This window comes from Nonomuraea sp. NPDC050663 (genome assembly GCF_044456985.1).
Taxonomy (GTDB): Bacteria; Actinomycetota; Actinomycetes; order Streptosporangiales; family Streptosporangiaceae; genus Nonomuraea.
In genome coordinates this window covers 249,940-274,192 of sequence record NZ_JBITGL010000005.1, presented here as the reverse complement: position 1 = coordinate 274,192, position 24,253 = coordinate 249,940, and the positions used below count along the sequence as shown (strand labels likewise).

20 protein-coding genes are annotated in these 24,253 nt (G+C 69.0%); 9 read left to right on the top strand and 11 right to left on the bottom strand.

What is annotated here, in order from left to right:
* Window positions 1–5: 5 nt before the first annotated feature.
* Window positions 6–725 (bottom strand): ABC transporter ATP-binding protein, encoded by a 720-nt coding sequence (locus ACIBH1_RS18240; protein WP_312894552.1) that lies wholly within the window; start codon window positions 723–725, stop codon window positions 6–8.
* Window positions 719–1,219, bottom strand: coding sequence for a PadR family transcriptional regulator (locus ACIBH1_RS18235; RefSeq protein ID WP_397314932.1), 501 nt, complete (start codon window positions 1,217–1,219; stop codon window positions 719–721). Before ACIBH1_RS18235 ends, ACIBH1_RS18240 begins: the two co-directional genes overlap by 7 nt.
* A 113-nt stretch (window positions 1,220–1,332) precedes the next feature.
* On the opposite strand from ACIBH1_RS18235, the gene ACIBH1_RS18230 reads away from it, so the two are divergent.
* The 6 genes from ACIBH1_RS18230 to ACIBH1_RS18205 all read left to right on the top strand — a co-directional run bounded on the left by ACIBH1_RS18230 (window position 1,333) and on the right by ACIBH1_RS18205 (window position 7,558).
* Complete coding sequence (locus ACIBH1_RS18230) at window positions 1,333–2,571, top strand: ABC transporter substrate-binding protein (protein WP_397314931.1); 1,239 nt, start codon at window positions 1,333–1,335, stop codon at window positions 2,569–2,571.
* Window positions 2,572–2,578: 7 nt separating this feature from the next.
* Window positions 2,579–3,895, top strand: a complete 1,317-nt coding sequence (locus ACIBH1_RS18225) for an ABC transporter substrate-binding protein (RefSeq protein WP_397314930.1) — start codon at window positions 2,579–2,581, stop codon at window positions 3,893–3,895.
* 20 nt (window positions 3,896–3,915) lie between these two features.
* Window positions 3,916–5,382, top strand: coding sequence for an ABC transporter permease subunit (locus ACIBH1_RS18220; protein ID WP_397314929.1), 1,467 nt, complete (start codon window positions 3,916–3,918; stop codon window positions 5,380–5,382).
* A complete protein-coding gene (locus tag ACIBH1_RS18215) occupies window positions 5,379–6,260 on the top strand; it encodes a carbohydrate ABC transporter permease (protein ID WP_397314928.1) in 882 nt (293 codons plus the stop codon). The genes ACIBH1_RS18220 and ACIBH1_RS18215 overlap by 4 nt, the downstream gene beginning before the upstream one ends.
* A gap of 282 nt (window positions 6,261–6,542) precedes the next feature.
* Window positions 6,543–7,220, top strand: coding sequence for a uracil-DNA glycosylase (locus tag ACIBH1_RS18210; protein WP_397314927.1), 678 nt, complete (start codon window positions 6,543–6,545; stop codon window positions 7,218–7,220).
* Window positions 7,221–7,231: 11 nt separating this feature from the next.
* Window positions 7,232–7,558 (top strand): hypothetical protein, encoded by a 327-nt coding sequence (locus ACIBH1_RS18205; RefSeq protein ID WP_181611704.1) that lies wholly within the window; start codon window positions 7,232–7,234, stop codon window positions 7,556–7,558.
* Between the two features lie 87 nt (window positions 7,559–7,645).
* On the opposite strand, the gene ACIBH1_RS18200 is transcribed toward ACIBH1_RS18205, so the two are convergent.
* Window positions 7,646–8,449 carry an NmrA/HSCARG family protein gene (locus ACIBH1_RS18200; RefSeq protein WP_397314925.1) on the bottom strand — a complete coding sequence of 268 codons (804 nt, stop codon included), beginning with the start codon at window positions 8,447–8,449 and terminating at the stop codon, window positions 7,646–7,648.
* Window positions 8,450–8,508: 59 nt separating this feature from the next.
* On the opposite strand from ACIBH1_RS18200, the gene ACIBH1_RS18195 reads away from it, so the two are divergent.
* From ACIBH1_RS18195 to ACIBH1_RS18185, 3 genes are all read left to right on the top strand, one after another.
* A complete protein-coding gene (locus ACIBH1_RS18195; protein WP_397314924.1) occupies window positions 8,509–8,928 on the top strand; it encodes a MarR family winged helix-turn-helix transcriptional regulator in 420 nt (139 codons plus the stop codon).
* Window positions 8,925–9,212 carry an MTH1187 family thiamine-binding protein gene (locus ACIBH1_RS18190; protein ID WP_181611701.1) on the top strand — a complete coding sequence of 96 codons (288 nt, stop codon included), beginning with the start codon at window positions 8,925–8,927 and terminating at the stop codon, window positions 9,210–9,212. The genes ACIBH1_RS18195 and ACIBH1_RS18190 overlap by 4 nt, the downstream gene beginning before the upstream one ends.
* A gap of 383 nt (window positions 9,213–9,595) precedes the next feature.
* Window positions 9,596–10,375, top strand: coding sequence for a sensor domain-containing protein (locus ACIBH1_RS18185; protein WP_397314923.1), 780 nt, complete (start codon window positions 9,596–9,598; stop codon window positions 10,373–10,375).
* A gap of 69 nt (window positions 10,376–10,444) precedes the next feature.
* On the opposite strand, the gene ACIBH1_RS18180 is transcribed toward ACIBH1_RS18185, so the two are convergent.
* From ACIBH1_RS18180 to glgX, 8 genes are all read right to left on the bottom strand, one after another.
* A complete protein-coding gene (locus ACIBH1_RS18180) occupies window positions 10,445–12,163 on the bottom strand; it encodes a hypothetical protein (protein WP_397314922.1) in 1,719 nt (572 codons plus the stop codon).
* A 357-nt stretch (window positions 12,164–12,520) separates the two neighbouring features.
* The gene (locus ACIBH1_RS18175; protein WP_397314921.1) at window positions 12,521–14,230 is read right to left on the bottom strand and encodes an ABC transporter family substrate-binding protein; all 1,710 of its coding nucleotides are present in this window, start codon (window positions 14,228–14,230) and stop codon (window positions 12,521–12,523) included.
* Window positions 14,227–16,299 carry a dipeptide ABC transporter ATP-binding protein gene (locus ACIBH1_RS18170; RefSeq protein ID WP_397314920.1) on the bottom strand — a complete coding sequence of 691 codons (2,073 nt, stop codon included), beginning with the start codon at window positions 16,297–16,299 and terminating at the stop codon, window positions 14,227–14,229. The genes ACIBH1_RS18175 and ACIBH1_RS18170 overlap by 4 nt, the downstream gene beginning before the upstream one ends.
* Window positions 16,296–17,135 carry an ABC transporter permease gene (locus ACIBH1_RS18165; RefSeq protein ID WP_397314919.1) on the bottom strand — a complete coding sequence of 280 codons (840 nt, stop codon included), beginning with the start codon at window positions 17,133–17,135 and terminating at the stop codon, window positions 16,296–16,298. Before ACIBH1_RS18165 ends, ACIBH1_RS18170 begins: the two co-directional genes overlap by 4 nt.
* Complete coding sequence (locus tag ACIBH1_RS18160; RefSeq protein ID WP_397314918.1) at window positions 17,136–18,116, bottom strand: ABC transporter permease; 981 nt, start codon at window positions 18,114–18,116, stop codon at window positions 17,136–17,138.
* Between the two features lie 165 nt (window positions 18,117–18,281).
* The gene (treZ, locus tag ACIBH1_RS18155) at window positions 18,282–19,985 is read right to left on the bottom strand and encodes a malto-oligosyltrehalose trehalohydrolase (protein WP_397314917.1); all 1,704 of its coding nucleotides are present in this window, start codon (window positions 19,983–19,985) and stop codon (window positions 18,282–18,284) included.
* On the bottom strand, window positions 19,975–22,116 hold the full coding sequence (gene treY, locus ACIBH1_RS18150) for a malto-oligosyltrehalose synthase (RefSeq protein WP_397314916.1): 2,142 nt from the start codon (window positions 22,114–22,116) through the stop codon (window positions 19,975–19,977). The genes treZ and treY overlap by 11 nt, the downstream gene beginning before the upstream one ends.
* The gene (gene glgX / locus ACIBH1_RS18145) at window positions 22,109–24,202 is read right to left on the bottom strand and encodes a glycogen debranching protein GlgX (RefSeq protein ID WP_397314915.1); all 2,094 of its coding nucleotides are present in this window, start codon (window positions 24,200–24,202) and stop codon (window positions 22,109–22,111) included. The genes treY and glgX overlap by 8 nt, the downstream gene beginning before the upstream one ends.
* Between the last annotated feature and the right edge of the window lie 51 nt (window positions 24,203–24,253).

Below are 24,253 nucleotides of genomic sequence, written 5' to 3'. Positions count from 1 at the left end.
GGTGCTCACCGGAGGTCGATGACCTCGCCGGCCCCGGCGATCTTGCGCCTGGGGATGCGGCCGTCGTCGACGATCTCGCCGTCGAGCAGCGAGACGACCCGGTCGGCCAGCGCGGCCACGCGGGCGTCGTGGGTGACCATGACGATCGTCTGGCCGCCCCGGTGCACCTCGCCGAGCAGGCGCAGCACGTCGCGGGTGTTGCGGCTGTCGAGGTTGCCGGTCGGCTCGTCGGCCAGCAGCAGCGCGGGCCGGTTGGCCAGCGCCCTGGCCAGGGCCACCCGCTGCTGCTCGCCGCCGGACAGCTGGCCGGGCGAGGCCTCGGCGCGGTCGCTCAGGCTGAGCTTGTCGAGGAGCTGCTCGCGGCGCTCGCGCGCCTCGCGCGGGGAGGTGCCGGCCAGCAGCGCGGGCAGCTCCACGTTGTCGGCGACGGTCATGTTGGCGACCAGGTTGAAGCCCTGGAAGACGAAGCCCACCTTCTTGCGGCGCAGCAGCGCCCAGCCGCTCTCCGAGAGCGTGTCGACACGCTTGCCGTCGAGCCAGATCTCGCCGCTGGTGCGCGGGTCGAGGCCGCCGAGCATGTGGATGAGCGTGGACTTGCCGGAACCGGACGGCCCCATGATCGCGACGAACTCGCCCGCCTCGATCTCCAGGTCCAGGCCTCGTACGGCATGCACGGGCACGCCGGAGGCGGCGTAGATCTTGACCAGGTTGTGTGCCTTCAGCACAACTCCTCCTGGCACCGCTCCAGCCAGTCGAGGTCGGCCTGGAGGTGCAGCATCGCCCCTTCGACCAGCAACCGGGCGACCGCGGACTCGCTGCGCTCCATCACCTCGTTGAGCTCGCGCATCAGGCCCAGGTAGTGGCGCCGCTGGCGGCTGATCAGCGCCATGCGGTCGGCGATGCCGGTCAGCGGGGCCAGGACCAGCTTCATGTAGAACTCGTCGCGCACCCGCGGGCCCTCGGTGGGCTCCTCCACCCAGGTCGTGAGCGCCTCCCTGCCGGTGGCGGTGAGGTAGTAGACCTTCTTGTTCGGCCGGTTGGACTGCTCGACGTCGACGGCCCTGACCAGGCCGTCCTTCTCGAGACGAGCCAGGGTCACGTATATCTGACCGATATTCGGGGAGGGGTACGCGGCGCCGAAGGTCTGCTCGAGAGCCTGCTTCAGCTCATAGCCGTGAGCGGGCTCCTTGGCGAGCAGTGCCAGAAGGTGCAACCGCACGCCGCACCTCCCCTGTTACGCAGGCGTTACCGGACGGTCCGTTGACTGCCAGTTTACGGGTGTGCATAACATGAATGCATCTACCTAACACGTATGTAATGCGGAGGTAACCGGTGTTTCGCTCGCTGCTCACCGTCGCCGTGCTCCTGGCGATGACGGGATGCGCGGGCGCGGGCGCCTCCGACACCGACGGCCAGACGAGCGGGACCGGACCGATCACCTTCGCCACCGGCCGCGACACCACGGCGTACCTGCAACCCCTGCTGGACCGCTGGAACCAGGCCCACCCGGCCGAGAAGGTGTCGCTGCTCGAACTGCCGGAGGCGGCCGACGAGCAGCGCGCTCAGATGGCCGCCAACCTGCAGTCCAAGAGCGACAGGTACGACGTGCTCGGCCTGGACGTCACGATGACCGCGGAGTTCGCCGACAACGACTGGATCATCCCCCTGGAGCGCGGAGCCTTCCCGCTCGACAGGTTCCTGCCGCCCGTCGTCGAGACCGCGATCTACCGCGACAAGCTCTGGGCGGTGCCGTACACCAGCAACGCGGGACTGCTCTACTACCGCACCGACCTGGTCGCCAAGCCGCCCGTCTCCTGGGCGGAGCTGCGACGGCAGGCCGTCGGCATCCGCAAGAAACACACCATCGGCGGCTACGCGGGCCAGTTCCTGGCCTACGAGGGCCTGACCGTGAACTTCTCCGAGGCCGTCCAGGCGGCCGGGGGCCGGATCCTCGACCCCGAAGGCACCCAGGTCACGCTGGAGGCCGGGCCCGCCACCACCGCGCTCGACTACCTCGTGCAGGGCCTGCGCGAAGGCTGGATCCCCCAGGAGTCGCTGAGCTTCAAGGAGGAGGAGTCCCGCCTGGCCTTCCAGCAGGGACGACTGGCCTTCATGCGCAACTGGCCGCACGCCTACGGCCCGGCCACCGCGCCGGGCTCGGCGATCCGCGGCAAGTTCGCCGTCACCCGGCTTCCTGGGCCGAGCGTGCTGGGCGGCAACAACCTGGCCATCAGCGCCTACTCGCGTCACCAGCAGACCGCCCAGGCCTTCATCCACTACTTCACCAGCCTGGACAACCAGCGCAGGGTCCTGACCGACGGCTCCTTCCCGCCGGTGTGGACCGAGCTCTACGACGATCCAGGGCTGATCGAACGATTCCCCTACCTGCCCGTGCTCAAGGAGAGCATCCTGGCGGCCGAGCGGCGGCCGGCCAGCGCCAACTACAACCAGTTGAGCCTGGTCATCGCCAGCAACGTCGCCAAGGCGCTCGCTCCGCCGTACACGGAGTCCGCCGCGGACGTGGCGGCCTCGTTGAAGGCGGAGCTCTCCGAGGTGCTCAAAACCCAGTGAGGCATTCATGCGCAAGGCACTGACCGCCGCCGGACTCGCGATCGCCCTCGCGGCCTGCGGCAACGCCCCCACCACGACCCCCACCCAGGCAGGCGGCTCCCCCTCGGCGGGCGGCGGCGGCAAGACGCTGGAGGGGGTGAAGATCGAGGTCGCCGCGAAGTGGACCGGCGAGGAGCAGAAGAACTTCGAGCAGGTGCTGAAGGCCTTCACCGACAAGACCGGCGCCCAGGTCACCTACGCCTCCACCGGCGAGGACACCGGCGCCTACCTCGGGCCGCGCATCCAGGGCGGCAGCCCGCCCGACGTCGCGATCCTGCCCCAGCCCGGCCTCGTGCAGCAGTACGCCGACCAGGACGCGCTCAAGCCGCTGAGCGACGCGGTGATCAAGCAGCTCGACGAGAACTACACCGACTACTGGAAGGAACTGGGCTCGGCCGACGACCAGGTGTACGGCGTGCTGGTCAAGGCGGCGCACAAGTCGCTGGTCTGGTATCGCCAGAGCGCCTTCGACGAGGCCGGCGTGCAGCCCCCGACCAACTGGCAGGAGCTCGTCACCGCCGCCCAGACCATCGCCGACTCCGGCACCGCGCCCTTCTCCTTCTGCGGCGCCTCCGGCTGGACGCTGACCGACCTGTTCGAGAACGTCTACCTGTCGACCGCGGGTCCCGAGAAGTACGACCAGCTGTCCAAGCACGAGATCCCCTGGACCGACGAGTCCGTCGGCGTGGCCCTGACCCGCATGGGCGAGCTGTTCGGCAAGAAGGAGTTCGTCAACGGCGGCTCCAGCGGAGCGCTCCAGACCGACTTCCCGACCTGCGTCACCCAGGTCTACGGCCAGAAGAAGGCGGCCATGGTCATCGAGGCGGACTTCGTGGCGGTCTCGGCCGTCGAGTCCGGCGCCAAGGTCGGCGAGGAGGCCAAGACCTTCCCCTTCCCGAAGGTCGGCGACACCGCTCCCGTCGTGCTCGGCGGCGACATCGCCGTGGTGCTGAAGGACTCCCCCGGCGCCCAGGCGCTGCTGGAGTTCCTGGCCTCCAAGGAGGGCGGCGAGGTCTGGGCCAAGCTGCCCGGCTACCTGTCGCCCAACCGCAACGTCTCGCCCGACAACTACCCGGACCCGCTGACCAAGCAGCTCGGCCAGACGATCATCAGCGCCGGTGAGACGGTCCGCTACGACATGTCCGACCTGGCGCCCAGCGCCTTCGGCGGCACCGACGGCAAGGGCGAGTGGAAGCTCCTGCAGGACCTGCTGCGCAACCCCTCGGATGTGAAGAACATCCAGACGCAGCTCGAGGCGGAAGCCAAGAAGGCCTGGAAGAACTAGCCCCCCGGAAGGAACCAGCCGTGACCGATCAGGTGCGCGGCCCCCAGGGTCCGCCCTCCGACGACTCCTCCCCGGATTCGTCGAGGAGCGGGCCCGCCACCGGGCCGTCTCCCGAGCTCACCACCCCCGAACCGGACGCCGCACCCGCGGCGGACACCCCGGACCCGCCCGCCGAGCCCACCACCCCAGAACTGGCGACCGCGGGCGCCGCGGCGCCCACCGCGGTCAAGGGCAGGCGCAGGCGCCTGGGGCCCTCCCCCACCCTCGCCTACGTCTTCGTGCTGCCCGCCGCGCTGTTGCTGGGCGTCTGGGTGGTCTACCCGATCATCTACTCCATCGTCAGGAGCCTGTCGGGGCCCCAGCCGTCGGACTTCGTCGGCCTGGGCAACTACATGACGATCTTCAGCGACGCCAACATGCTCACCACGATCAGGAACAACCTGATCTGGGTGGTCATCGCCCCCATCCTGGTCACCACGCTCGGCCTGATCTTCGCCGTGCTGACCGAGCGCATCCGGTGGTCGACCGCGTTCAAGCTGATCGTCTTCATGCCGATGGCCGTCTCGCTGATGGCCGCGGGCGTCATCTTCCGCCTGGTCTACGAGCAGGACCCCGACAAGGGCGTGGCCAACGCCATCCTGACGAGCGTGGGCGACACCTTCTCCTCCAGCCAGGGCTATCCCGACGCCCGGCCCCGCGAGAGCGACGCCGTACGCGCCGAGGGCGGCGGGGTCGTCGCGACCGGGCAGCCCGCGCTCATCCCCATCGTCGGCATCAAGGCCGGCACGCTGCCGCAGTCCGCGCAGCCCGCCAAGGCCGGCGCCTCGGGCGCCGTCTGGTTCGACTTCACCCCGGGCGGCGGGGGCCGCAACGGCGAGATCGACCCCAACGAGCGCGGCCTGCCGGGCATGACGGTGGAGGCCGTGCAGGGCGGCAACGTCGTGGCCACGGCCACGACCGCCGACGACGGCTCCTTCGCCTTCGAGGGCGTCTCCGGCGCCTACGAGGTACGGCTGCCGCAGTCGAACTTCTCCGCCCGCTACGGCGGATTGTCCTGGCTCGGCCCGACCTTCATCACCCCGGCCATCATCGGGGCGTTCGTCTGGGTGTGGGCGGGATTCGCCATGGTGCTGATCGCGGCGGGGCTGGCCGCCATCCCGCGTGACGCGCTGGAGGCCGCCCGCATCGACGGCGCCACCGAGTGGCAGGTGTTCCGCAAGATCACCGTGCCGCTGCTGTCACCCGTGCTGCTCGTCGTCTTCGTGACGATGATCATCAACACCCTGAAGGTCTTCGACCTGGTCTTCATCATCGCCCCGGCCTCCGTGCAGGACGAGGCCATGGTGCTGGCCCTGGAGATGTGGCGGGTGTCCTTCGGCGGCGGCGGCAACCAGGGCATGGGCAGCGCGATCGCCATCTTCCTGCTGATCCTGGTCCTGCCATTCATGATCATGAACATCCGGCGCTTCCGGAGGGAGGACACATGAGCAGCACCGGCGCGCACGCCGGCGAGATCAAGCGCGGCGGCCTGAGCAGGATCGTGGACCTGCTGGGCAGCGGACTGGTCCAGGTCGTGATGATCCTCATCGGGCTGTTCTGGCTGGTGCCGACCCTCGGCCTGCTGGTCGTCTCGCTGCGTGACGAGACCGTCAACGCGGCCGAGGGCTGGTGGACCATCTTCACCAAGCCCGCCGACCTCACCTTCCAGGCCTACAGCAGCCTGCTCGCGACCGGCTTCACCTCGTCGTTCTGGAACACCGTCCTCATCACCGTGCCCACCACGATCCTGGTGATCGGCATCGCGGCGATGGCCGCCTACGCCTTCGCCTGGATGGACTTCCCCGGGCGCGACCTGCTCTTCCTCATCGTGGTCGGGCTGCTCATCGTGCCCATCCAGATCGCGCTCATCCCCATCGCCTCGCTCTACGGAGGACTGGGCATCTTCGGCTCGATCCCGGGCGTGGTGCTCTTCCACGTGGCCTTCGGCCTGCCGTTCGCGATCTTCCTGCTGCGCAACTTCTTCGTGGGCATCCCCGCCTCCCTGCTGGAGGCCGCCCGCATGGACGGCGCGCCCGAGTGGAAGATCTTCGCCCGGGTCGTGTTCCCGCTGGGCAAGCCGGCGATCGCGTCCCTGGGGATCTTCCAGTTCCTGTGGGTGTGGAACGACATGCTCATCGCCCTGGTCTTCGCCGACACCGAGGCCCAGCCGATGACCAAGGCACTGCAGTCGGAGATGCGGCAGTTCGGGACCAACGTCGACATCCTCGCGCCCGGCGCGTTCCTGTCGCTGATCATCCCGCTGGTGCTGTTCTTCGCCTTCCAGCGCTACTTCGTGCAGGGGATGATGGCCGGCTCGGTCAAGTGAGCCACCGGGTGCCCGCCTTCCGAGGGGGCAGGCGGGCACCCGCCGGTGGGCCTTCCGTCCCCGATCGCCCCGAGGAGGTGCATGCCGGGCACACCCGGCGCGGGCGACCCCTACTTCCCCGGCCAGGGCAACGGCGGGTACGACGCCCTCCACTACGACCTGGCCCTCGCTTCGACGCGTGGCTGTTCAAGCCGGGCGAGCCCGCCTTGTGATCATTCTGGTACGGCTCGCGCCCGGCGTTCCCGGCGCAAGCCGTACCTTTCGCCGTTAGGCTGACGGGCCATGGCCGCTCGTCCCCTGCATGAAGTCGTTGAAGCCGGTTGGGCCAAGGCGTTGGAGCCCGTCGCCGACCAGATCGCCGCCATGGGTGAGTTCCTCCGCAAGGAGATCGCCGAAGGCCGGCAGTACCTCCCCTCCGGCCCCCACGTCCTGCGCGCCTTCCAGCAGCCCTTCGACGACGTCAAGGTGCTGATCATGGGCCAGGACCCCTACCCCACACCCGGGCACCCCATCGGGATGTCGTTCTCCGTCGCCGCCGACGTGCGCCCGCTGCCGGGCAGCCTCGTCAACATCTACAAGGAGTACATGGCCGACCTCGGCCACCCCGCTCCCTCCAACGGCGACCTCACCCCGTGGACCGAACAAGGCGTGCTGCTGCTCAACCGGGTGCTGACCGTCATGCCCGGCAAGCCCGCCTCCCACCGCGGCAAGGGCTGGGAGCAGGTCACCGAGCAGGCGATCAAGGCCCTCGTCGGGCGCGGCAAGCCCATGGTCGCCATCCTGTGGGGGCGCGATGCGCGCAACCTCGCCCCCATGCTCGGCGGTGTCCCCCTGGTGGAGTCCGCCCACCCGTCGCCTCTGTCGGCACGCAGCGGATTCTTCAACTCCCGGCCCTTCAGCCGGTCCAATCAGCTACTCGCCCAGCAAGGCGCCGCCCCCGTCGACTGGAAACTGCCCTAGGCTCTGGAACCATGAGTGATGAACCGAAGTTCCTGCGCCTGACTGTGGAGCTGACCGTCGAGGTGATCGACGTCGACGCGCTTCAGGCCGCGGCCCTGAAGGAGATCCACCACCCGGAGGCCGACCTCACCGACGAGGAGCGCAAGGAGCAGGCCGAGCTGGTGAGCGCCGACGAGACCGGCGCGACCGCACTGCAGTGGCTCATCGAGCCCGACCACGTGCTCGGCCTGGTCGAGCACATCGACGAGGTGGAGCCGCGCGAGGCCGTGCTGGGTGTCGAGCCGTCCGACGGGCCCGAGGACGAAGACGAAGAGCACGACCACGCCCACGACCACTGAGGTCGGCCAGGTGCTGCGCGGCACGTCGCGCGGCACCGCGACTCCTCAACGTGTGCTGCGCTGCTCCTCGCGCGGCACCGCGACTCCTCAACGTGCGCTGCGCTGCTCCTCGCGCCACGCTCCGAACGTGAGCAGGCCGGGGTGCAGCGCACGCAGGCCCGCGATGTCCGCCTGATACCCCGACTCGGCGAACCAGAAGAACATCCGGCCCTCCCTCCCCATGAGCCTGAGCAGACCCCTTGGCATCCTCCTGTACGGCACGCCCGCGATCTCGCTGATGCGCGGCACCGTCAGCTCGTCACCGGCCAGCTCCAGACTCTGGCCCACAAGACGCTTGTCGAACGCGATCCGCGCGAACACCCCGATGTCGCGCGCCGCCACCATCTGCAGCGTCCCGCGCTCCCCCAGCGCCGCCGCCATCATCGACAGCCCGATCCCCGCGCCCTTCACCGCGAACGTCTCCATGAAGGTCGAGGGCCGCAGGAACGTGTACGGCAGGCCGGCGGCGAGGATGTGCTGCTCGACCTCCCACTTCGTGTCGAAGTGCGGGATCCCCCGCACCCGGTCGACGCCCCCGACGCTCGTATAGACGAGATGCTCGACCCCCGCCCTCCCGGCCGCCTCAGCCACCGCGACGCCGTGCCGTACCTCGTCCTTTCCGCGCGCCTGCACAGAAAAGACCCCGTAGGCCCCGTCGAACGCCCTCACCAGCGTGTCCGGCCGCCCGAAGTCCGCCTCCCGGACCTGCGCCCCCTGCCCTTCCAGCGCCCACGCCCTGCCCGATCCGACGTCACGCGTGAGCGCCCGCACCCGCCACCCTCCCGCTAACAGGGCCTCGACGGTCGCGCCACCCTGGTTCCCGGTCGCGCCTGCCACCACAATGGTCCGCATCGTTACCCTCCTAGATAGTTACCTCTTTCATTATTACCTCTTTCACTAAGGAGTCGTCCATGGCCGACGCGGCCCGTCTCGGAGAGCTTCTGATGGCAGCCTCACGGTTGTTCTCCCAGCGCGGCACCGCCGCCTTCGGCGAGCACGGCCTGTCGCCGGCCAGAGTCCGCCTCCTCACCACCGTCGGCGCCGCCCCGCGCCTCAAGATGGCCGAAGCCGCCTCCGCCATGGGCGTCACCGCCCGAGCCGTGACGCCCCTGGTCGACGCCCTCGAAACCGAAGGCCTCCTCACCCGCCACCCCGACCCCGCCGACCGGCGCGCCACCCGCCTCGACCTCACCCCCACCGGCCGGGAAGCCCTCACCACCATCGAACACCTGCAGGCATCGGTCAGCGGTCAGATCTTCTCCACCCTGTCGACGGCCGAACAGGCGGAACTGGAGCGGCTGCTGGCGAAGTTCGTATCATCGAAGGCATGATCGTCGCCTTCTCCATCACCCCGCTCGGCGTCGGCGAGGCCGTCGCCGAACCCGTCGCCCGCGCCGTCAAGGTCGTCCGCGCCAGCGGACTGCCCAACCACACCGACGCCATGTTCACCACCGTGGAGGGTGAGTGGGACGAGGTCATGGCGGTGATCAAGCAGGCGGTGGAGGCGGTGGGCGAGGTGGCTCCCCGCGTGGGCCTCGTCCTCAAGGCGGATATCCGAGCGGGGGTAACGGACGGGATGACCAGCAAGGTGGAGTCCCTGGAGCGGCACCTGTAGGGGGCCGGTGGGTGCATCCGGCCCGCCGCACGCCCGGTGCGCCCACCCTGCACGACCAGCGAGGCTACATGCCCGGGCGGCGGGCCTACATGTCCGAGAGGCGGACCTGCACATGACTAGCGAACCGACACAGACGATCACAGGACCTCTCAGACGACCGGCGGAACCTCTCGCATGAGAGGCGGACCTACCCGAACAAATCACGCCTCTCGCCCGCTCCGTCGGCCTGACGTGCGCACGCAGCAACGCGGCGGCGCACCACTCATCAGCGGAACGACGCGGCACACGGGTGGTAGGTGTAGGCGGATGGTGGGGTTTTCCCTACCCTGACTCGGTTGCTGGCGTCATGGTTGCGCCCTTCCCCGCTGCCTACCGTTGAGTGCATGGGGCAGTCGATCTTCCGGGACACAGCGGACCTCCTCTCCGAGACGAGCGAAGCGGCACTGCGCTTCGCCGTGGCTGCCGCCGGAGTCGCGTCGACCGGGGTGCTGTTCCTCCTGCCCTTCCTCGCCACCGGTCTCGGCCCCCTCTCCCTTCTCGGCTCCGTAGCCGCTCCTGCCGTCCTTGCGCTGACCTGCATGGCCAGCAGTGAGCTCACGGCCCGCCACATCAATCCCCACGCAGGCCCCTTCGTTTCTGTCGCCGCCCGCACCGTCGCCGCCCGCACCGCTGACTCCCGCACCGCTGACTCCCGCACCGCTGACGCCCGCACCGCTGACGCCCGCACTGCTGACGCCCGCACTGCTGGCGCCCGCGCTTCCGCCGGCGCCCACCACGGCCCCCTTGTGCGCCTGTCCTCCGCGTCCCCCTTCGGCATGAGCTCCCCCGCTCGCGCCCTCTTCGGTGGGCGAGCATGGCGAGACCTCACCTTCTGTCTCACCGGCTTCGTCGTCACCGCAGGCGGCGCGCTCACCGTCGTCCTGTGGTGGCTGCTCTCTCTGGCCGGGCTCGCCTACCCGCTGTACGCGTGGGCGCTGCCGTTCACCCTGTGGCCGGTGCTGTGCGTGCTGGCCGGGCTGGGGTTCGCCGTGACCCTGCCCAAGATCATCGCCTGGTGCGCCGCCGCTTCCACCAATTACGCCGATCACCTGCTCCGCCCGCGGGTGATGCGTTCAGCGTCTACGGACCCGGCGTTGCTGCTCGCCGGGGTTCCGCGCCCGTAATCACCGCTCGCCTGCCGTACGGGGGCGCCTGGTCTCTGGCGAGCGGGACTTGGGAGTGTGCACACCGGCTCACGCGGCCTCGCGCCTGCCGGAACGGCCCCACCGCCGTCGCCGCACAGGCTCGACAGCCTTCGGCGCCTGGATGTTCCTTGAGGTGGCCACGGGCTGTGGCGTTGGCACGACCTGCGGCGCTGGCACGGAGCCGGACGACGGCACGGAACCGGACGACGGCACCGACGCCCGCCCGCTCAGTGACGCCAGCGGTGAATCCGCCCACGGCATCGGCGCGGAACCGCTGGGCAGCACCAGCCACTCGACGCCACCCTGCACCGCCGGCGCGAAGTCGCCCTGCGGCGCTGGCGCGAAGTCGCCCTGCGGCGCTGGCATTGGACCTTCCTGCGCCACCGAGCCGAAGCCGCTGGAGGGCACTGGCACGGCACCGCCTGAGGGCGCGGAGAACGAGCCGCCATGTGGCGCTGGCGTGGGGCCGCTCGGGGGCGCTGAGAGCGAGCCGCCGTGGGGTGCTGGCGTGGGGCCGGTCAGCGGTGCCGGGGTGAGGCCGGTCTGCGCCGCCTGCGATGGGGTGGCCTGAGGCCCTCTCCAGGGCCAGGCCTGTGGCGGTGCGGCCTCGGGGCCTCTTCCGGGCGCGGCCTGTGGCGGTAGGGCCTGGGGGCCTCTCCCGGGCCAGGCCTGTGGCGGTGCGGCCTCGGGGCCTCTTCCGGGTGTGGCCTGTGGGGGTGGGGCCTGGGGGCCTCTTCCGGGTGCGGGCTGTGGTGGGGCGGCGGGTAGGGGTGGGGTGAGGGCGTGGGGAGGGAGGGGGATCAGCCTGGGGCGTCTGGGGGATTGCACCTGCTGGGCTGCGGGCTGGGTACGAGTTGTGTGGCTGGTGAGCTCTACTCGTTGGGTGGCGCAGAGCCACTCGTTGAGGGTGCCGGTGAAGCCCGATGGGGGGCCGACCTTGAGGCAGGCGAGGGCGCCGTCGCCTGGGGACGGGTGGACGCGGAGGTGGCCGAGTTTGCCGCCGGGGTCCTCGCAGGGGGTGAGGCGGACCTGGAAGGGGGCTGACGAGAGGGGGGAGTCGGCGGAGACCCGTAGGTGGTCGTCGATGGTGCGGGCGGTGGCGGCGGGGTGGGTGGCGAGGAAGGCGAAGTGGTCGGAGACGAACTGCTGGGCCACGGCTCGTAGGAGGGTGACCGCGCACAGGTTGTGGGAGCAGGCGGCGCCGTCGAGGGTGAGTTCGGGGAGGGCGAAGCGGCGCAGGCCTCGGGTGGTGACGCGTAGGCAGGTGCAGGCGAGGTGGTCGGCGGGGTTCCACGGGGGGCAGGTGGCGTGGTCGTGGACGGTGACGTCCCAGGCGACCCACTCGTCGTCGAGTTGGAAGGTGGGGCGTTCCGATGGGCAGCCTTCGCATTGGAACAGGGCGCGGCCGATGATCGGGTCGACGACGAGGCCGGTGCCCTCCGAGGAGATGGCGCGGGCTGCGGCTCTGGCCACCTGGAGGGAGAACGGCAGGGCGCGGGGCGGTGCCGTACAGGAGACCAGGACGTGGGCGCGGGAGCGGCGGACGAGGCGGCGCTCTTCCGGGGACAGGTCGGCGCCGGCGGGGCGCCAGGTGGAGGCGTGGTGGGTGATGGTGAGCAAAGGGCTGCCGAGGGCGGCGCGGGCGGGTCGCCGGAAGGGGCGGCCTATGCGCCAGGGCAGGACAGAGTCGACCGCCAGGGGCGAGCGCTCAAGCACGACGACGAAGAGTGACGCCAGCATCGAGGGCAGGGCGTAGGTGATCTCCATGACGGGGCCTCCAGAGCAAAGCAACTGGGCCCAGGATGGGGAAGAGTGCTGAGCCTGGTGGGGGCCGAACGGGGTTCTGTGGATGGGGGTGGTTTTCCACAGGACGAAGCCCCCCGAATGTGCCCCCATGGGCGAATGGCCGAGCGGCCGAGCGGCCGAGTCGCCGAATCGGGGGCGGGCTGTGGAAAGGGAGGGGGAGGACTGGGTTCGCGGGCGGGCGTAGGCGAGGAGCAGATGTAGGTGCAGGGCGGGGTCGCCAGGCGCAGGACCGCGCAAAAGGGAAACCCCCTGCAGGACCGCGCAAAGGGGGAACCCCCGGCAGGACGGCGCCTGCCAGGGGTTTCAGGTGGAGCCAGGTCAGCCGGTGAAGCCGACCGAGGTCCAGTCCTCCGACTGGTACCCGAACGAGCCGTAGTTGGCCAGCGTCTTCTTGGCCGCCACGATGTCGGGGCGCTGGTACAGCGGGATGGTGTGCACCATGTCGAAGATCAGCTTGTCGGCCGCGTTGGCCAACTCCATCGCCTTGGCCGGGTCCATCTCGCCGACGGCCGCGTCGATCGCCGCGTCCACCGCCGGGTCGGAGGCCTTCGCGAAGTTGGACTCGGAGCCCGACTTGTAGATCTGCTGCAGGCCGCCGATGGGCTGCGGCGTGCCGATCCAGGAGAACGGCACCAGGTCGAAGTCGCCCTTGATGACGAAGTCCGTGAAGAACTTGTCGTCAGGAACGGCGTTGATCGTCAGCTTGATCCCCGCCTCCTTCAGCATCGCCTGGGTGAGCTCGCCCTCGGTCTTGGCGTAGGGGACGCCGGCCGGGACGACGAAGTTCAGCGAGAACTCCTTGCCGTCCTTCTTCCGGTACTCGCCCTCCTGCTTCCAGCCGGCCGCGTCGAGGAGCTGCTTGGCCTTGTCCAGGTTGTACTTGCCGAGGTCGCCGGCGTTGTCCACGTAACCCTTGTGGTTGTTCATGAACACGTGGTTGTTCAGCGTGGCGATCGGCCAGTCCATGTCCTTCAGGTCGGACTGGGCGATGACGTCACGGTTGATCGCGTAGGCGACGGCCTGCCGGACCGGCTTGTCCTTGAGGAACTCGGACTGGTTGTTGACCGTGATGTGACGCCAGTTCGGCGCGAAGGCCTTGCGAATGTCCGCGTTGGGGACTTCCTTGGCGCGCTTGAGGTCGGCCGGGCTGCCCGGGGGGATGTCGACGGCGTCGAGCTCGCCGTTGGCGAACGCGTTGACCTGGGCGGCCGGGGTCTCGATCACACGGAAGATGATCTTGTCGAGCTTGGCCTTCTGGCCCCACCACGTGTCGTCACGGACGACGGTGAGGGTCTTGGTGGCCTCGTCGATCTTCTCGACCTTGAAGGGACCGGCGGTGACCGGAACCTTCTGCAGGTACCCGTTGTCGTACTCCTTGACGTCCGCCAAGTACTTCGCCGGGATGAGGCCGTTGAACAGGCCATGCCACTCGGGGTAGTTCTCCTTGAACGTCACGATGACGTCCTTGTCGGTGGCGCCCTTGACGACCGACTCCATGCGGTCGAAGCCCTGGGTGGAGGCCGGCTTGTACTTCTTGTCCGAGCCGTTCTGCGCCTTCCAGGCGGCCTCGAAGTCGGCCCACGTGATCGGCGTGCCGTCGGACCAGTTCGCCTTCTCGGCGATCTTGTAGGTCACGACCTGCTTGCCGGACGACGTGTCGAGGTTGACCGAGTCGAGGTAGTCCTTGTTGGCCGTGTACTCGGCCTTGTCGTTCGAGATCTCGAACTGCGGCAGCAGGGTCTCGAGCATGTCGTTGGTGTCGGACTGGTTGCCGTCGACGTGCCACGGGTTCCACTGCGACGGCCACTGGCCCTTGGGCAGCGTCAGCGTGCCGCCGTCCTTGACCTGCGCGTAGTCGATCGGGGCGATGGAGATGCCGGGCATCTCCTCGGTGATCTTCTTGTTCGCCTCAGACTGGGCGGCGTTGGGCTGGCCGTTGTTGTTGGTGGTGGTGCCGCCCCCGCCGCAAGCCGCGACGGCCATGGCCAGGACGGCGGTCGCCGCCGCGGCCCGGTAACGAACCTTCACTGTTCCTCCTGATCGTCCGAGGCCGTGATGACCTCGATCTCTTCCGCGTAGTGGCAGGCGGCGCCATGGTCGCCAGCGTTCGCCAACCGGATTACTACGGGCTCTTCCTCCACACACCGTGTCCGCTCGTGCTCGCTCAGGCGCGCGAACTTCGGGCAACGGGTGCGGAACCGGCAACCTGATGGGGGGTCAGCCGGACTGGGCAGGTCACCTTCGAGGAGGATGCGCTTACGCGTACGCTCCATCTCAGGGTCGGGCAACGGGATTGCCGACAGCAGTGCCTGCGTGTAGGGATGGGCAGGGTGGTCGTAGACACGGTCCACCGAGCCGAGCTCGGCGATCCGGCCCAGGTACATGACCGCGACCCGGTCCGCCAGGTGACGGACCACGGCCAGGTCGTGTGCCACGAACAGGTACGAAAGACCCAGGCGGCCCTTCAGGTCCTCCAGCAGGTTGATGACACCCGCCTGGATGGACACGTCGAGCGCGGACACCGGCTCGTCGAGCACCAGCACCTTCGGCTCCAGCGCGAGCGCGCGGGCGATGCCGATGCGCTGGCGCTGGCCGCCGGAGAAGTGCTGCGGGTAACGATCGCCGTCGGTGGCCGACAGGCCCACGAGCTCCAGCAGCTCCTTGACCTTGGCGTCGGTGTCCTTGTGGCCGTGGGCGCGCAGCGGCTCGGCGATGATGTCGCCGACCGGCATGCGCGGGTCGAGCGCGGCCATCGGGTCCTGGAAGACGATCTGCAGGTCGCGGCGCAGGGCCTTGCGCGTGCCCTTGTCGAGCTTGGAGCTGTCCTTGCCGAGCACCACGATGCGGCCGTCCTGCGGCGGCTGCAACTGCATGATCTGCTGCAGCGTCGTGGTCTTGCCGCAGCCGGACTCGCCCACCAGCGCCAGCGTCTCACCCTCGACGATGTCGAAGCTGATGCCGTCGACCGCGTGCACGGTGCCGACGCGGCGCTTGAACACCGCGCCCTTCATCAGGGGGTAGTGCCTGATGAGGTTCTCCAGCTCCAGCACCGTGGTGCGCTGCTCGCGCGGCACCCGCTCGATGGGGGCGTGCTCGATGACCGGGGTGGGGAAGACGTCCTGGCCGGTGAAGTTCTTGTGCTCGATCTCGCGGGAGCGGATGCAGGCCACGTGCCGGTCGCCGCCGATGGCCACCAGCGGCGGCTCCTCCTCCTCGCACGCGTCCACCCGCATGGGGCAGCGCGGCGCGAAGGGGCATCCGGCCGGCAGGTTCTTGGGCGAGGGCGGGTTGCCCTCGATCGGCACCAGCGGGCCCTCGGCTCCGTCGACGCGCGGGATGGAGGCCAGCAGACCCATCGTGTACGGCATGCGCGGCCGGTAGTAGATGTCGTCGACCGCGCCTTCCTCGACCGGCTTGCCCGCGTACATCACCATCACGCGGTCGGCCATGCCGGCGACGACGCCGAGGTCGTGCGTGATCATCACGATGCCGGCGCCGGTCTCCTGCTGCGCGGTCTTGAGGACCTCGAGGATCTGGGCCTGGATCGTCACGTCGAGCGCGGTGGTCGGCTCGTCGCAGATGAGCAGGTCGGGGTCGTTGGCGATGGCCATGGCGATCATCGCGCGCTGCCGCATACCGCCGGAGAACTCGTGCGGGAAGGACTTGGCGCGGATCGCCGGGTGCGGGATGCCGACCAGGTCGAGCAGCTCGACGGCCTTCTTGGCGGCGGCGTCCTTGCCCACCTTCTGGTGGATGCGGACGGCCTCTGCCAGCTGGTTGCCGATGGTGTAGACGGGCGTGAAGGCCGACAGCGGATCCTGGAAGATCATGCTGATGGCCTTGCCGCGCACCTTGACGAGGTCGCCCTCGTCCATGCCCAGCAGTTCCCTGCCGTGCAGCTTCACCGAGCCGCTGACGACGGCGTTGCGGGGCAGCAGGCCCATGACGGCGAGCGAGGTGACCGACTTGCCGGATCCCGACTCGCCCACGATGCCCAGGACCTCGCCGCGCGAGACCTGGTAGCTGACGCCGCGGACGGCCTGGATGCCGCCGGGGAAGGTGACCGTGAGGTCGTTGACCTCAAGAATCGGGCTCAAGAATTGCTCCCCGGGTCGAGTGCGTCGCGCAGGCCGTCGCCGATGAGGTTGATGCTCAGGACCAGCAGGACCAGCAGTCCGGCGGGGAAGGCGAACAGCCACGGGTATCCGGTGGCGTTGCGGGCGCCTTCCGCGATGAGGGTGCCGAGGGAGACCTCGGGCGGCTGGATGCCGAAGCCGAAGAACGACAGGGCCGCCTCGCCGATGACCGCGCCGCTCACGTTGAGCGTGTAGTCGATGATCAGCAGCGACGAGAGGTTGGGCACGATGTGCTTGAGGATGATCTTCCAGCGCGGGATGCCCATGTAGACCGCGGCCTGCACGTACTCACGCTCGCGCAGGGAGAGCGTCATGCTGCGGACCACCCGGGAGGTGATCATCCAGGTGAACACCGCCAGCAGCACCACGAACCAGAGCCAGGAGCTCTCCTTCAGCCGCGGCGAGATGATCGCGATGACCAGGAAGGAGGGCAGGACCAGCAGCAGGTCGACGCCCCACATGAGGGCCTTGTCGATCCAGCCGCCGAAGTAGCCGGCGAAGGCGCCGACGATGGCCGCGAGGGTGGTGGCGATGAGCGCGGTCAGCACGCCGATGACGATCGACTTCTGCATGCCGCGCAGCGTCAGCGCGTACATGTCCTGGCCGATGGTGGTGGTGCCCCACCAGTGGTCGCCGCCGGGCGGCACCAGGAACGACAGGAAGTCCTTGTCGGTCCAGTCGTACGGGCCGAAGAAGGGGCCCAGATAGGCCAGCAGGACCAGGCCCAGGAAGGCGATGATGCCGTAGCGGGCCTGCCGGTTCCTGAGCATCCGGCCGAAAACAACCTTGGAACGCATCTAGCTCACCCGCACCCGAGGATCGAGGGCCGCCACCAGCAGGTCGGAGATGAACGCCGCGATGAGGATGCAGGCGGCGGTGAACAGCGCGACGGCCGCGACCGAGTTGACGTCGTTCTGCTGGATGGAGTCCACCAGCCAGGCGCCCATGCCGTGCCAGGCGAAGATCTTCTCGGTGAAGGTGGCGCCGACGAACATGGTGCCGAAGGCGAAGGCGAAGTAGGTCGCCGAGGGGATCAGCGCGGTGCGCAGCGCGTGGCGGAACAGGGCGGTACGGCGGCGCAGGCCCTTGGCCATGGCCGTGCGGACGAAGTCCTGGCCCAGCACGTCGAGCATCATGTTGCGCTGGATGCGGCTGTAGAAGGCGATGGCGCCCAGGCTCAGCGAGATGGTCGGCAGGATCAGGTGGTTCAACCGGTTGAACAGCAGCGGCCAGAAGCCGGTGACGTTGGGGTTGTACTCACCCGTGTACTCGATCAGCGTGAAGCCCAGGCCGCGGTTGAGGTTGTAGGTCGCGATGGCGAGCATCGTGGCCATGACGAACACGGGGATCGCCATGACGATGAATGACCCGACACCGATCACCCGGTCGCTGATCTTGTACTGCCTGACCGCGGAGTAGGCGCCCAACGCGACGCCCAGGGCGAACCCGACGATGGTTCCGATGAACAGCAGCCGGAGGCTGACCCCGACGCGCCGGCCCATCTCCTCACCGACCGAGCCGCCGTTCCACTTCTGCCCGAAGTCGCCGGTGACCACTCCCGACGCCCATCGCACGTAGCGCTCGAGCACGGGGGTCTTGTCGTTGAGGTTGTACGTGTCGAGTGTCGCGTCGATTGTTGCCACGGGAACCGGCGGCTGGCGTCCCTCGTACGCGGCACGAGGGTTCATGGTCGTGGCGGCGAGCATGTAGGCCAGACTGGCCGCGATCGCCACCAAGACGACATTCATCGCCAACCTGCGCAGCAGGTACCTGCCCATCACCCTCCGATCGCGCTGAACGGGGGTCAGAGGACCCCCATCAGTGGGCCACCCCCGCAACGTTGGACACCGTCTCGCGCCTTGAAACTCCCTTGACGCGCCTATGACGACAATCGGCAGAGTACCTGGAGAAATGTAACAGTCAGCTACGGACGTATATAACGGTCACGTCACCGAGCGGTAGATCACCATGCTTTGCCCGGGTATTCGCAAAGCCCCCTGATCTGCGGAAACACCCTCTTCAGCGATCAGTAGGATAGGGGTCTCAGACAGGGGGAATGTCACAGAATCCGGACAAAAATTTACTACTACGGAGAGTGACTGTCGGCCCATCAGCAACCAGCGCGCCGACTCGTCGAACTCCACCCTGACCCGGTCAAGGCGCGGGTCAGTCAGCTCGGGCAGCGCCTTACGGAGCGCAATCAGGTCGCGATACCAGCATAGGAGCGACCAGTGCTCTTCTTCCTTCAACTCGCTCCAGTCGACCTTGGATCGCAGGAAGCTCTCCTCGTCCCCCGGTTCCGGTGCATCCCATTCATACCCGAATCCCTCGAACTCGCGGCGCCTGCGCTCCCCCTCGCCCTCGCGTAAGGCCGGCTCGACGTGATCGGTGAAGAACAGGAAGGGGCTGCGGGTCCCCCACTCCTCCCCCATGAACAACATCGGCGTGTACGGCGAGGCCAGCAGGATCCCGGCGGCCAGGCGCAGCTGCGCGGGCGTCATCCGGTCGCCGCGCGGCCTGTTGCCGATCTGGTCGTGATTCTGCGAACAGCACACCAGCCGGTGGCCGGGACCGGTGAACGGCTGGCCGTGGCTGCGGCGGCGGAACCCGGAGTATCCGCCGTCGTGGACGAACCCGCTGGTCAGCGCCTTGGCCAGGGACGCCAGCGGCGCGAAGTCAGCATAGTAGCCGTGGTTCTCGCCGGTGACCGCGGCGTGGATCGCGTGGTGCAGGTCGTCGCTCCACTGGGCCGCCATGCCGTACCCACCGGCCTCGCGCGGCGTGATCATGCGCGGGTCGTTGAGGTCGGACTCGGCAATCAGGCTCAGCGGGCGCCCCAGATGGCACGACAGCGCGTCGATCTCGTCGGCGAGCTCGGCCAGGAAGTGCACGGCCCGCCGGTCGTGCAGCGCGTGCACGGCGTCGAGCCGCAGCCCGTCGATGTGGTAGTCGCGCAGCCACTGCACGGCGTTGCCGATGAAGTAGCGCCGCACCTCGTCGGAGTCGGGCCCGTCGAGGTTGACCGCCTCGCCCCAGTAGCTGCCCTGGGTCCCGGTCAGGTAGGGCCCGAAGGGATGCAGGAAGTTGCCCGAGGGCCCCAGGTGGTTGTAGACGACGTCGAGCAGGACCCCGAGCCCGGCCCGGTGGCAGGCGTCGACCAGTGTCTTCAGCCCGTCGGGGCCGCCGTAGGTCTCGTTCACGGCGTACAGGTCGACGCCGTCGTAGCCCCAGTTGCGCGCGCCGGGCACCGGGGCGACCGGCATGATCTCCACGAAGTCGACACCCAGCTCGACCAGGTGCTCCAGCTTGCCGATCGCCGCCGCGAAGGTGCCCTCGGGGGTGAAGGCGCCCACGTGCAGCTCGTAGATCACCGAGCCACGCAGGTCGCGGCCCTTCCACTCGTGGTCCTCCCAGGTGAACCTGGCGTGGTCGTAGACGCGGCTGGGCCCGAAGATGCCCTCGGGCTGGCGCCGCGATCTCGGGTCCGGGTACGGTCCGTCGCCGTCGATCATGTAGCGGTAGTCGCTGCCGTGGCCCGCCTCGGGGACCTCCACCGACCACCAGCCGTCCCCTCCGGGACGCAGCTCCCGCTGCCAGGGGAGGATCTCGACGCGCGACGCCCGTGGCGCCCAGACTTCAAAGATCATGTCTCTCCAGGAGTGCGACCGGATAACGACCGAGCAGGTGCGCGAGCGGGATCTTGCCGGTGTGCGTCGTGCCCGTCATGAGGTCTCTCCAGCTACCCGGCGGCAGCATGAGGCTCGTGCCGCCCCAGCCGCCGCGCCCTGCCAGCCGTACGGGCAGGCGGGTGGCCACCGCGACGGCGGCTTGCCCGCGCGCGAACGCGATCACGTGCTCCGCCGCCGTGCCCTCAGCCGCCAGGCCCTCGTACGGCAGAGCCGGATCGAGCCTGCGGCGCAGCAGCAGCGCCTGGCGGGTCAGCCGGAGCTTGGCCTCGTCCCAGGCGTGGGCCGGCACCCGCGGATAGCCGACCGGGCGGCGGTTGTCGGGGTCGACCAGGGAGAAATCGGTCGTCTCGTTGCCCTGGTAGACGTCGGGCACGCCGGGCAGCATGAGCTGGACGAGCTTCTGGCCCAGGGAGTTGACCATCGCGTGCGGGTCCAGCCGGTCGGTGAACTCCCCGATCGGCAGCCGGGTCGCCTCGGCCGCGAAGGCGCGCAGCCCCTCCTCGTAGTCGAGGTCACGCCGCACCCACGAGGTGCGGGTCTTGGCCTCCCTGGCCGCCTTGAGCAGGTAGTCGGTGAAGCGCTCCTCGGAGATCGGCCAGGCGGCGGCCAGGTTCTGCCAGGCCAGGTAGTCGAGGTGCGGGTCGAAGCTGACCCGCGCCGACCACTCGCGCACCTGCCGCGCCCACTCCTGCGGCATCTCCGACAGGACGGCCAGGCGGGCGCGCACGTCCTCGGAACGTTTGGTGTCGTGGGTGGAGAGCGTGGTCATGCTCGTGGGGCGCAGGGCGGCCGCGTAGGCGTGGAAGTCGTCGAGGCCGAGGCCGAACTGGTCGGGCTCGCCGCCCACCTCGTTGAGGCACGACAGGGGGAACCAGCGGTACAGGGCGGTGTCCTCCACGCCCTTGGCCATCACCGGGCCGGTGGTCTGCTGGAAGCGGGTGACCACGTCGGCCGAGCCGTACAGGACCTGTTCGACGAACGGCAGGACGGCGGGAGAGCAGCTCGCGGCGGCCCGCTGGACGATGTCGACGGCCTCCCGCGACGGCTCGCCGCCGGGACGGACGTAGGCGCGGTAGACCGGCATGGCCACGAGCAGCTCGGCGACCGCGGCGGGGTCGGCGCCCGCCGACCTGGCCAGCCTGCTCACCTCGGCCTGGAAGAACAGGTCGACGACCTCGCGCTTGGCCGCGATCATGACGGGCTCGTACTCGGCGGGCCAGCCGGTGAACTCGCCGTAGAGGCCGACCAGTTCGGCCGCGTGGGAGGCGTCGGTGAACAGCCTGGTGACGCGGTTGAGCACCTCGTAGCCGGTCGTGCCGTCGCAGGCCCACTCCTCGGGCAGGCGTTCCTCGCCGATGAGGATCTTCTCCACGACCGTCCACAGGCCGCCGCTCCTGCGGCGCAGGGCCTCCAGGTAGCCTTGCGGGTCGGCCAGACCGTCGGGGTGGTCGATGCGTAACCCGTCGATCAGGCCCTCGTCGATCAGCCAGAAGATCACCTCGTGGGTGGCGAAGAAGACCTCCGGGTCCTCCACCCGCAGGCCGATGAGGCTGGAGACGTCGAAGAAGCGCCGGTATCCGGGCCCCTGCCGCCAGTCGACCAGGCGGTAGTGCCCGCCCACCGGAAACTCGTGATCGTGATATCTCACGACCTGGCCGTCCTCGACCGGTTCGGTGGCGTCGCCGATCACCGGCATCGCAACCTTCCCGCCGGCCCACTCGATGTCGAACCACCGCGCGAAGCGCGACGCGGAGCCGTCCCTGAGCACCTCCCAGAGCTGCTGGTTGCCCGACTCCGGCACCGGGACGGTCATGTGGTTGGGCACGATGTCGACCACGATGCCCAGATCGTGCGCGGCCAGCTGCCCGGCCATCTCCTTGAAGCCCTTGGCCCCGCCGAACTCCTCGCGGATCCGCGAGTGGTCGGTGACGTCGTAGCCATGCCTCGACTCGGGGTTGGCCTGGAGGATGGGCGAGAGGTAGACGTGGCTGACGCCCAGGTCGCGCAGGTACGGCGCCAGCTCGGCGACCTGGGCGAAGCCGAAGTCGGGCGTCAGCTGCAGCCGGTAGGTCGACACGGGTCTAGACACGGCGCATCACCTGCACGGAACGCCCGGCCACCGGCACGGTCTCCCCGGCTCTGCTCACCTGGCTCTCCACGATGATGGGCATCGCGGTGTCGATCTCGGTCAGCCACATCTCCCCGTAGTCCTTGGGGACGGTGAAGCCGATGGTGTCGTGGTGGGCGTTGAACAGCAGCAGGAACGAGTCGTCCTTGATCCGCCGGCCGCGCCTGTCGGGCTCGGTGATCGCGTCGCCGTTCAGGAAGACCGCCAGCGACCTGGCGTAGCCGACGTTCCAGTCGGCGTCGGTCATCGGCTGGCCCTCCGGGGTGAGCCACGCGATGTCGTTGAGCCCTCGCACCGGCCTGCCGTAGAAGAAGCGCCTGCGGCGGAAGACGGGATGCTCGCGCCTGAGCTTGGCCAGGCGCTGGGTGAACTCCATGAGCAGCCAGTTGCCGTGCACGTCCGACCAGTCGACCCAGCTGAGGTCGTTGTCCTGGCAGTAGGCGTTGTTGTTGCCCCGCTGGGTGCGGTTGAGCTCGTCGCCGTGGCTGAGCATCGGCACGCCCTGCGACAGGAAGAGCGTCGTCAGGAAGTTGCGCTTCTGCTGCTCGCGCAGGGCCTCGACGGCGGTGTCGGCCGGTCCTTCCACGCCGCAGTTCCACGACCTGTTGTCGTCGGCGCCGTCGTGGTTGTCCTCGCCGTTGGCCTCGTTGTGCTTGTGGTTGTAGGAGACGAGGTCGTTCAGGGTGAACCCGTCATGACAGGTCACGAAGTTGATGGAGGCGGCGGGTCTGCGGCTGTCGTCCTGGTACAGGTCGCTCGACCCGGTGAGACGGCTGCCGAACTCCGGCAGCGTCGCCGGCTCGCCCCTCCACAGGTCGCGGATGGTGTCGCGATACCGGCCGTTCCACTCCGTCCACCGCGACGGGAAGTTGCCGACCTGGTAGCCGCCCGGTCCCACGTCCCAGGGCTCGGCGATCAGCTTCACCTGGCTGAGCACCGGGTCCTGCTGCACGAGGTCGAAGAAGGCGCTCAGCCGGTCGACCTCGTGCAGCTCCCTCGCCAGGGTGGAGGCCAGGTCGAAGCGGAAGCCGTCGACGTGCATCTCGGTCACCCAGTAACGCAGGCTGTCCATGATCATCTGCAGGACGTGCGGGCTGCGCATCAGCAGGCTGTTGCCGGTGCCCGTGGTGTCCATGTAGTAGCGCTGGTCGCCGTCGACCAGCCGGTAGTAGTTCTCGTTGTCGATCCCCCGCCAGCTCAGCGTGGGCCCGAGATGGTTGCCCTCGGCGGTGTGGTTGTAGACCACGTCCAGGATCACCTCGATGCCCGCCTCGTGCAGGCTGCGCACCATCGCCTTGAACTCCAGCACCTGCCCGCCCCGCTGGCCCTGGCTGGAATAACGGTTGTGCGGGGCGAAGAAGCCGATGGTGTTGTAACCCCAGTAGTTGCTGAGCCCCTTCTCCTCCAGGTGCTGGTCGGTCACGAACTGGTGCACCGGCATCAGCTCCAGCGCCGTGACGCCCAGCTTGGTCAGGTGATCGAGGATCTCCGGGTGCCCCAGCGCCGCGTACGTGCCCTTGATCCGGTCAGGGATCTTCGGATGCGCTATCGTCAGCCCGCGCACGTGAGCCTCGTAGATGACCGTGTCGTGGTACGGCGTCGCCGGCGGGCGATCGTGACCCCAGCCGAAGAACGGGTTGATCACCACCGCCCTGGGGACGAAAGGCGCCGAGTCCAGATCGTTCCTGCTGTCGGGCTCACCGAACGGATAGCCGTACACCGCCTCGTTCCACTGCACGCCCCCCTCGATGGCCTTGGCGTACGGATCGATCAGCAGCTTGTTCGGGTTGCAGCGCAGCCCCCTGGCCGGCTGGTAGGGCCCGTGCACGCGGTAGCCGTACCGCTGACCGGGACCGACGCCCGGCAGGTAACCGTGCCAGACGAACCCCTCGCACTCGGTCAGCGTGACGCGCTCCTCGACGTCGTTGTCGTCGAACAGGCACAACTCCACGCGGTCGCCGGCCTCGGTGTACAGCGCGAAGTTCGTGCCCGCGCCGTCATAGGTGGCACCGAGAGGGTAAGGGTCTCCCGGCCAGATCTCGATCATGCAGGGGCTCCCTTGCCGGCTCTCGTTCATGTTCGCCCAGGACGGGGCGGC

Bases quoted from the DNA above. Each gene is read 5' to 3' on its own strand.
- ACIBH1_RS18225 (WP_397314930.1), top strand. From the start codon at position 2,579: ATGCGCAAGGCACTGACCGCCGCCGGACTCGCGATCGCCCTCGCGGCC.
- ACIBH1_RS18215 (WP_397314928.1), top strand. From the start codon at position 5,379: ATGAGCAGCACCGGCGCGCACGCCGGCGAGATCAAGCGCGGCGGCCTG.
- ACIBH1_RS18210 (WP_397314927.1), top strand. From the start codon at position 6,543: ATGGCCGCTCGTCCCCTGCATGAAGTCGTTGAAGCCGGTTGGGCCAAG.
- ACIBH1_RS18205 (WP_181611704.1), top strand. From the start codon at position 7,232: ATGAGTGATGAACCGAAGTTCCTGCGCCTGACTGTGGAGCTGACCGTC.
- ACIBH1_RS18200 (WP_397314925.1), bottom strand. From the start codon at position 8,449: ATGCGGACCATTGTGGTGGCAGGCGCGACCGGGAACCAGGGTGGCGCG.
- ACIBH1_RS18195 (WP_397314924.1), top strand. From the start codon at position 8,509: ATGGCCGACGCGGCCCGTCTCGGAGAGCTTCTGATGGCAGCCTCACGG.
- ACIBH1_RS18190 (WP_181611701.1), top strand. From the start codon at position 8,925: ATGATCGTCGCCTTCTCCATCACCCCGCTCGGCGTCGGCGAGGCCGTC.
- ACIBH1_RS18185 (WP_397314923.1), top strand. From the start codon at position 9,596: ATGGGGCAGTCGATCTTCCGGGACACAGCGGACCTCCTCTCCGAGACG.
- ACIBH1_RS18180 (WP_397314922.1), bottom strand. From the start codon at position 12,163: ATGGAGATCACCTACGCCCTGCCCTCGATGCTGGCGTCACTCTTCGTC.
- ACIBH1_RS18165 (WP_397314919.1), bottom strand. From the start codon at position 17,135: ATGCGTTCCAAGGTTGTTTTCGGCCGGATGCTCAGGAACCGGCAGGCC.
- ACIBH1_RS18160 (WP_397314918.1), bottom strand. From the start codon at position 18,116: ATGGGCAGGTACCTGCTGCGCAGGTTGGCGATGAATGTCGTCTTGGTG.
- treZ (WP_397314917.1), bottom strand. From the start codon at position 19,985: ATGATCTTTGAAGTCTGGGCGCCACGGGCGTCGCGCGTCGAGATCCTC.
- glgX (WP_397314915.1), bottom strand. From the start codon at position 24,202: ATGATCGAGATCTGGCCGGGAGACCCTTACCCTCTCGGTGCCACCTAT.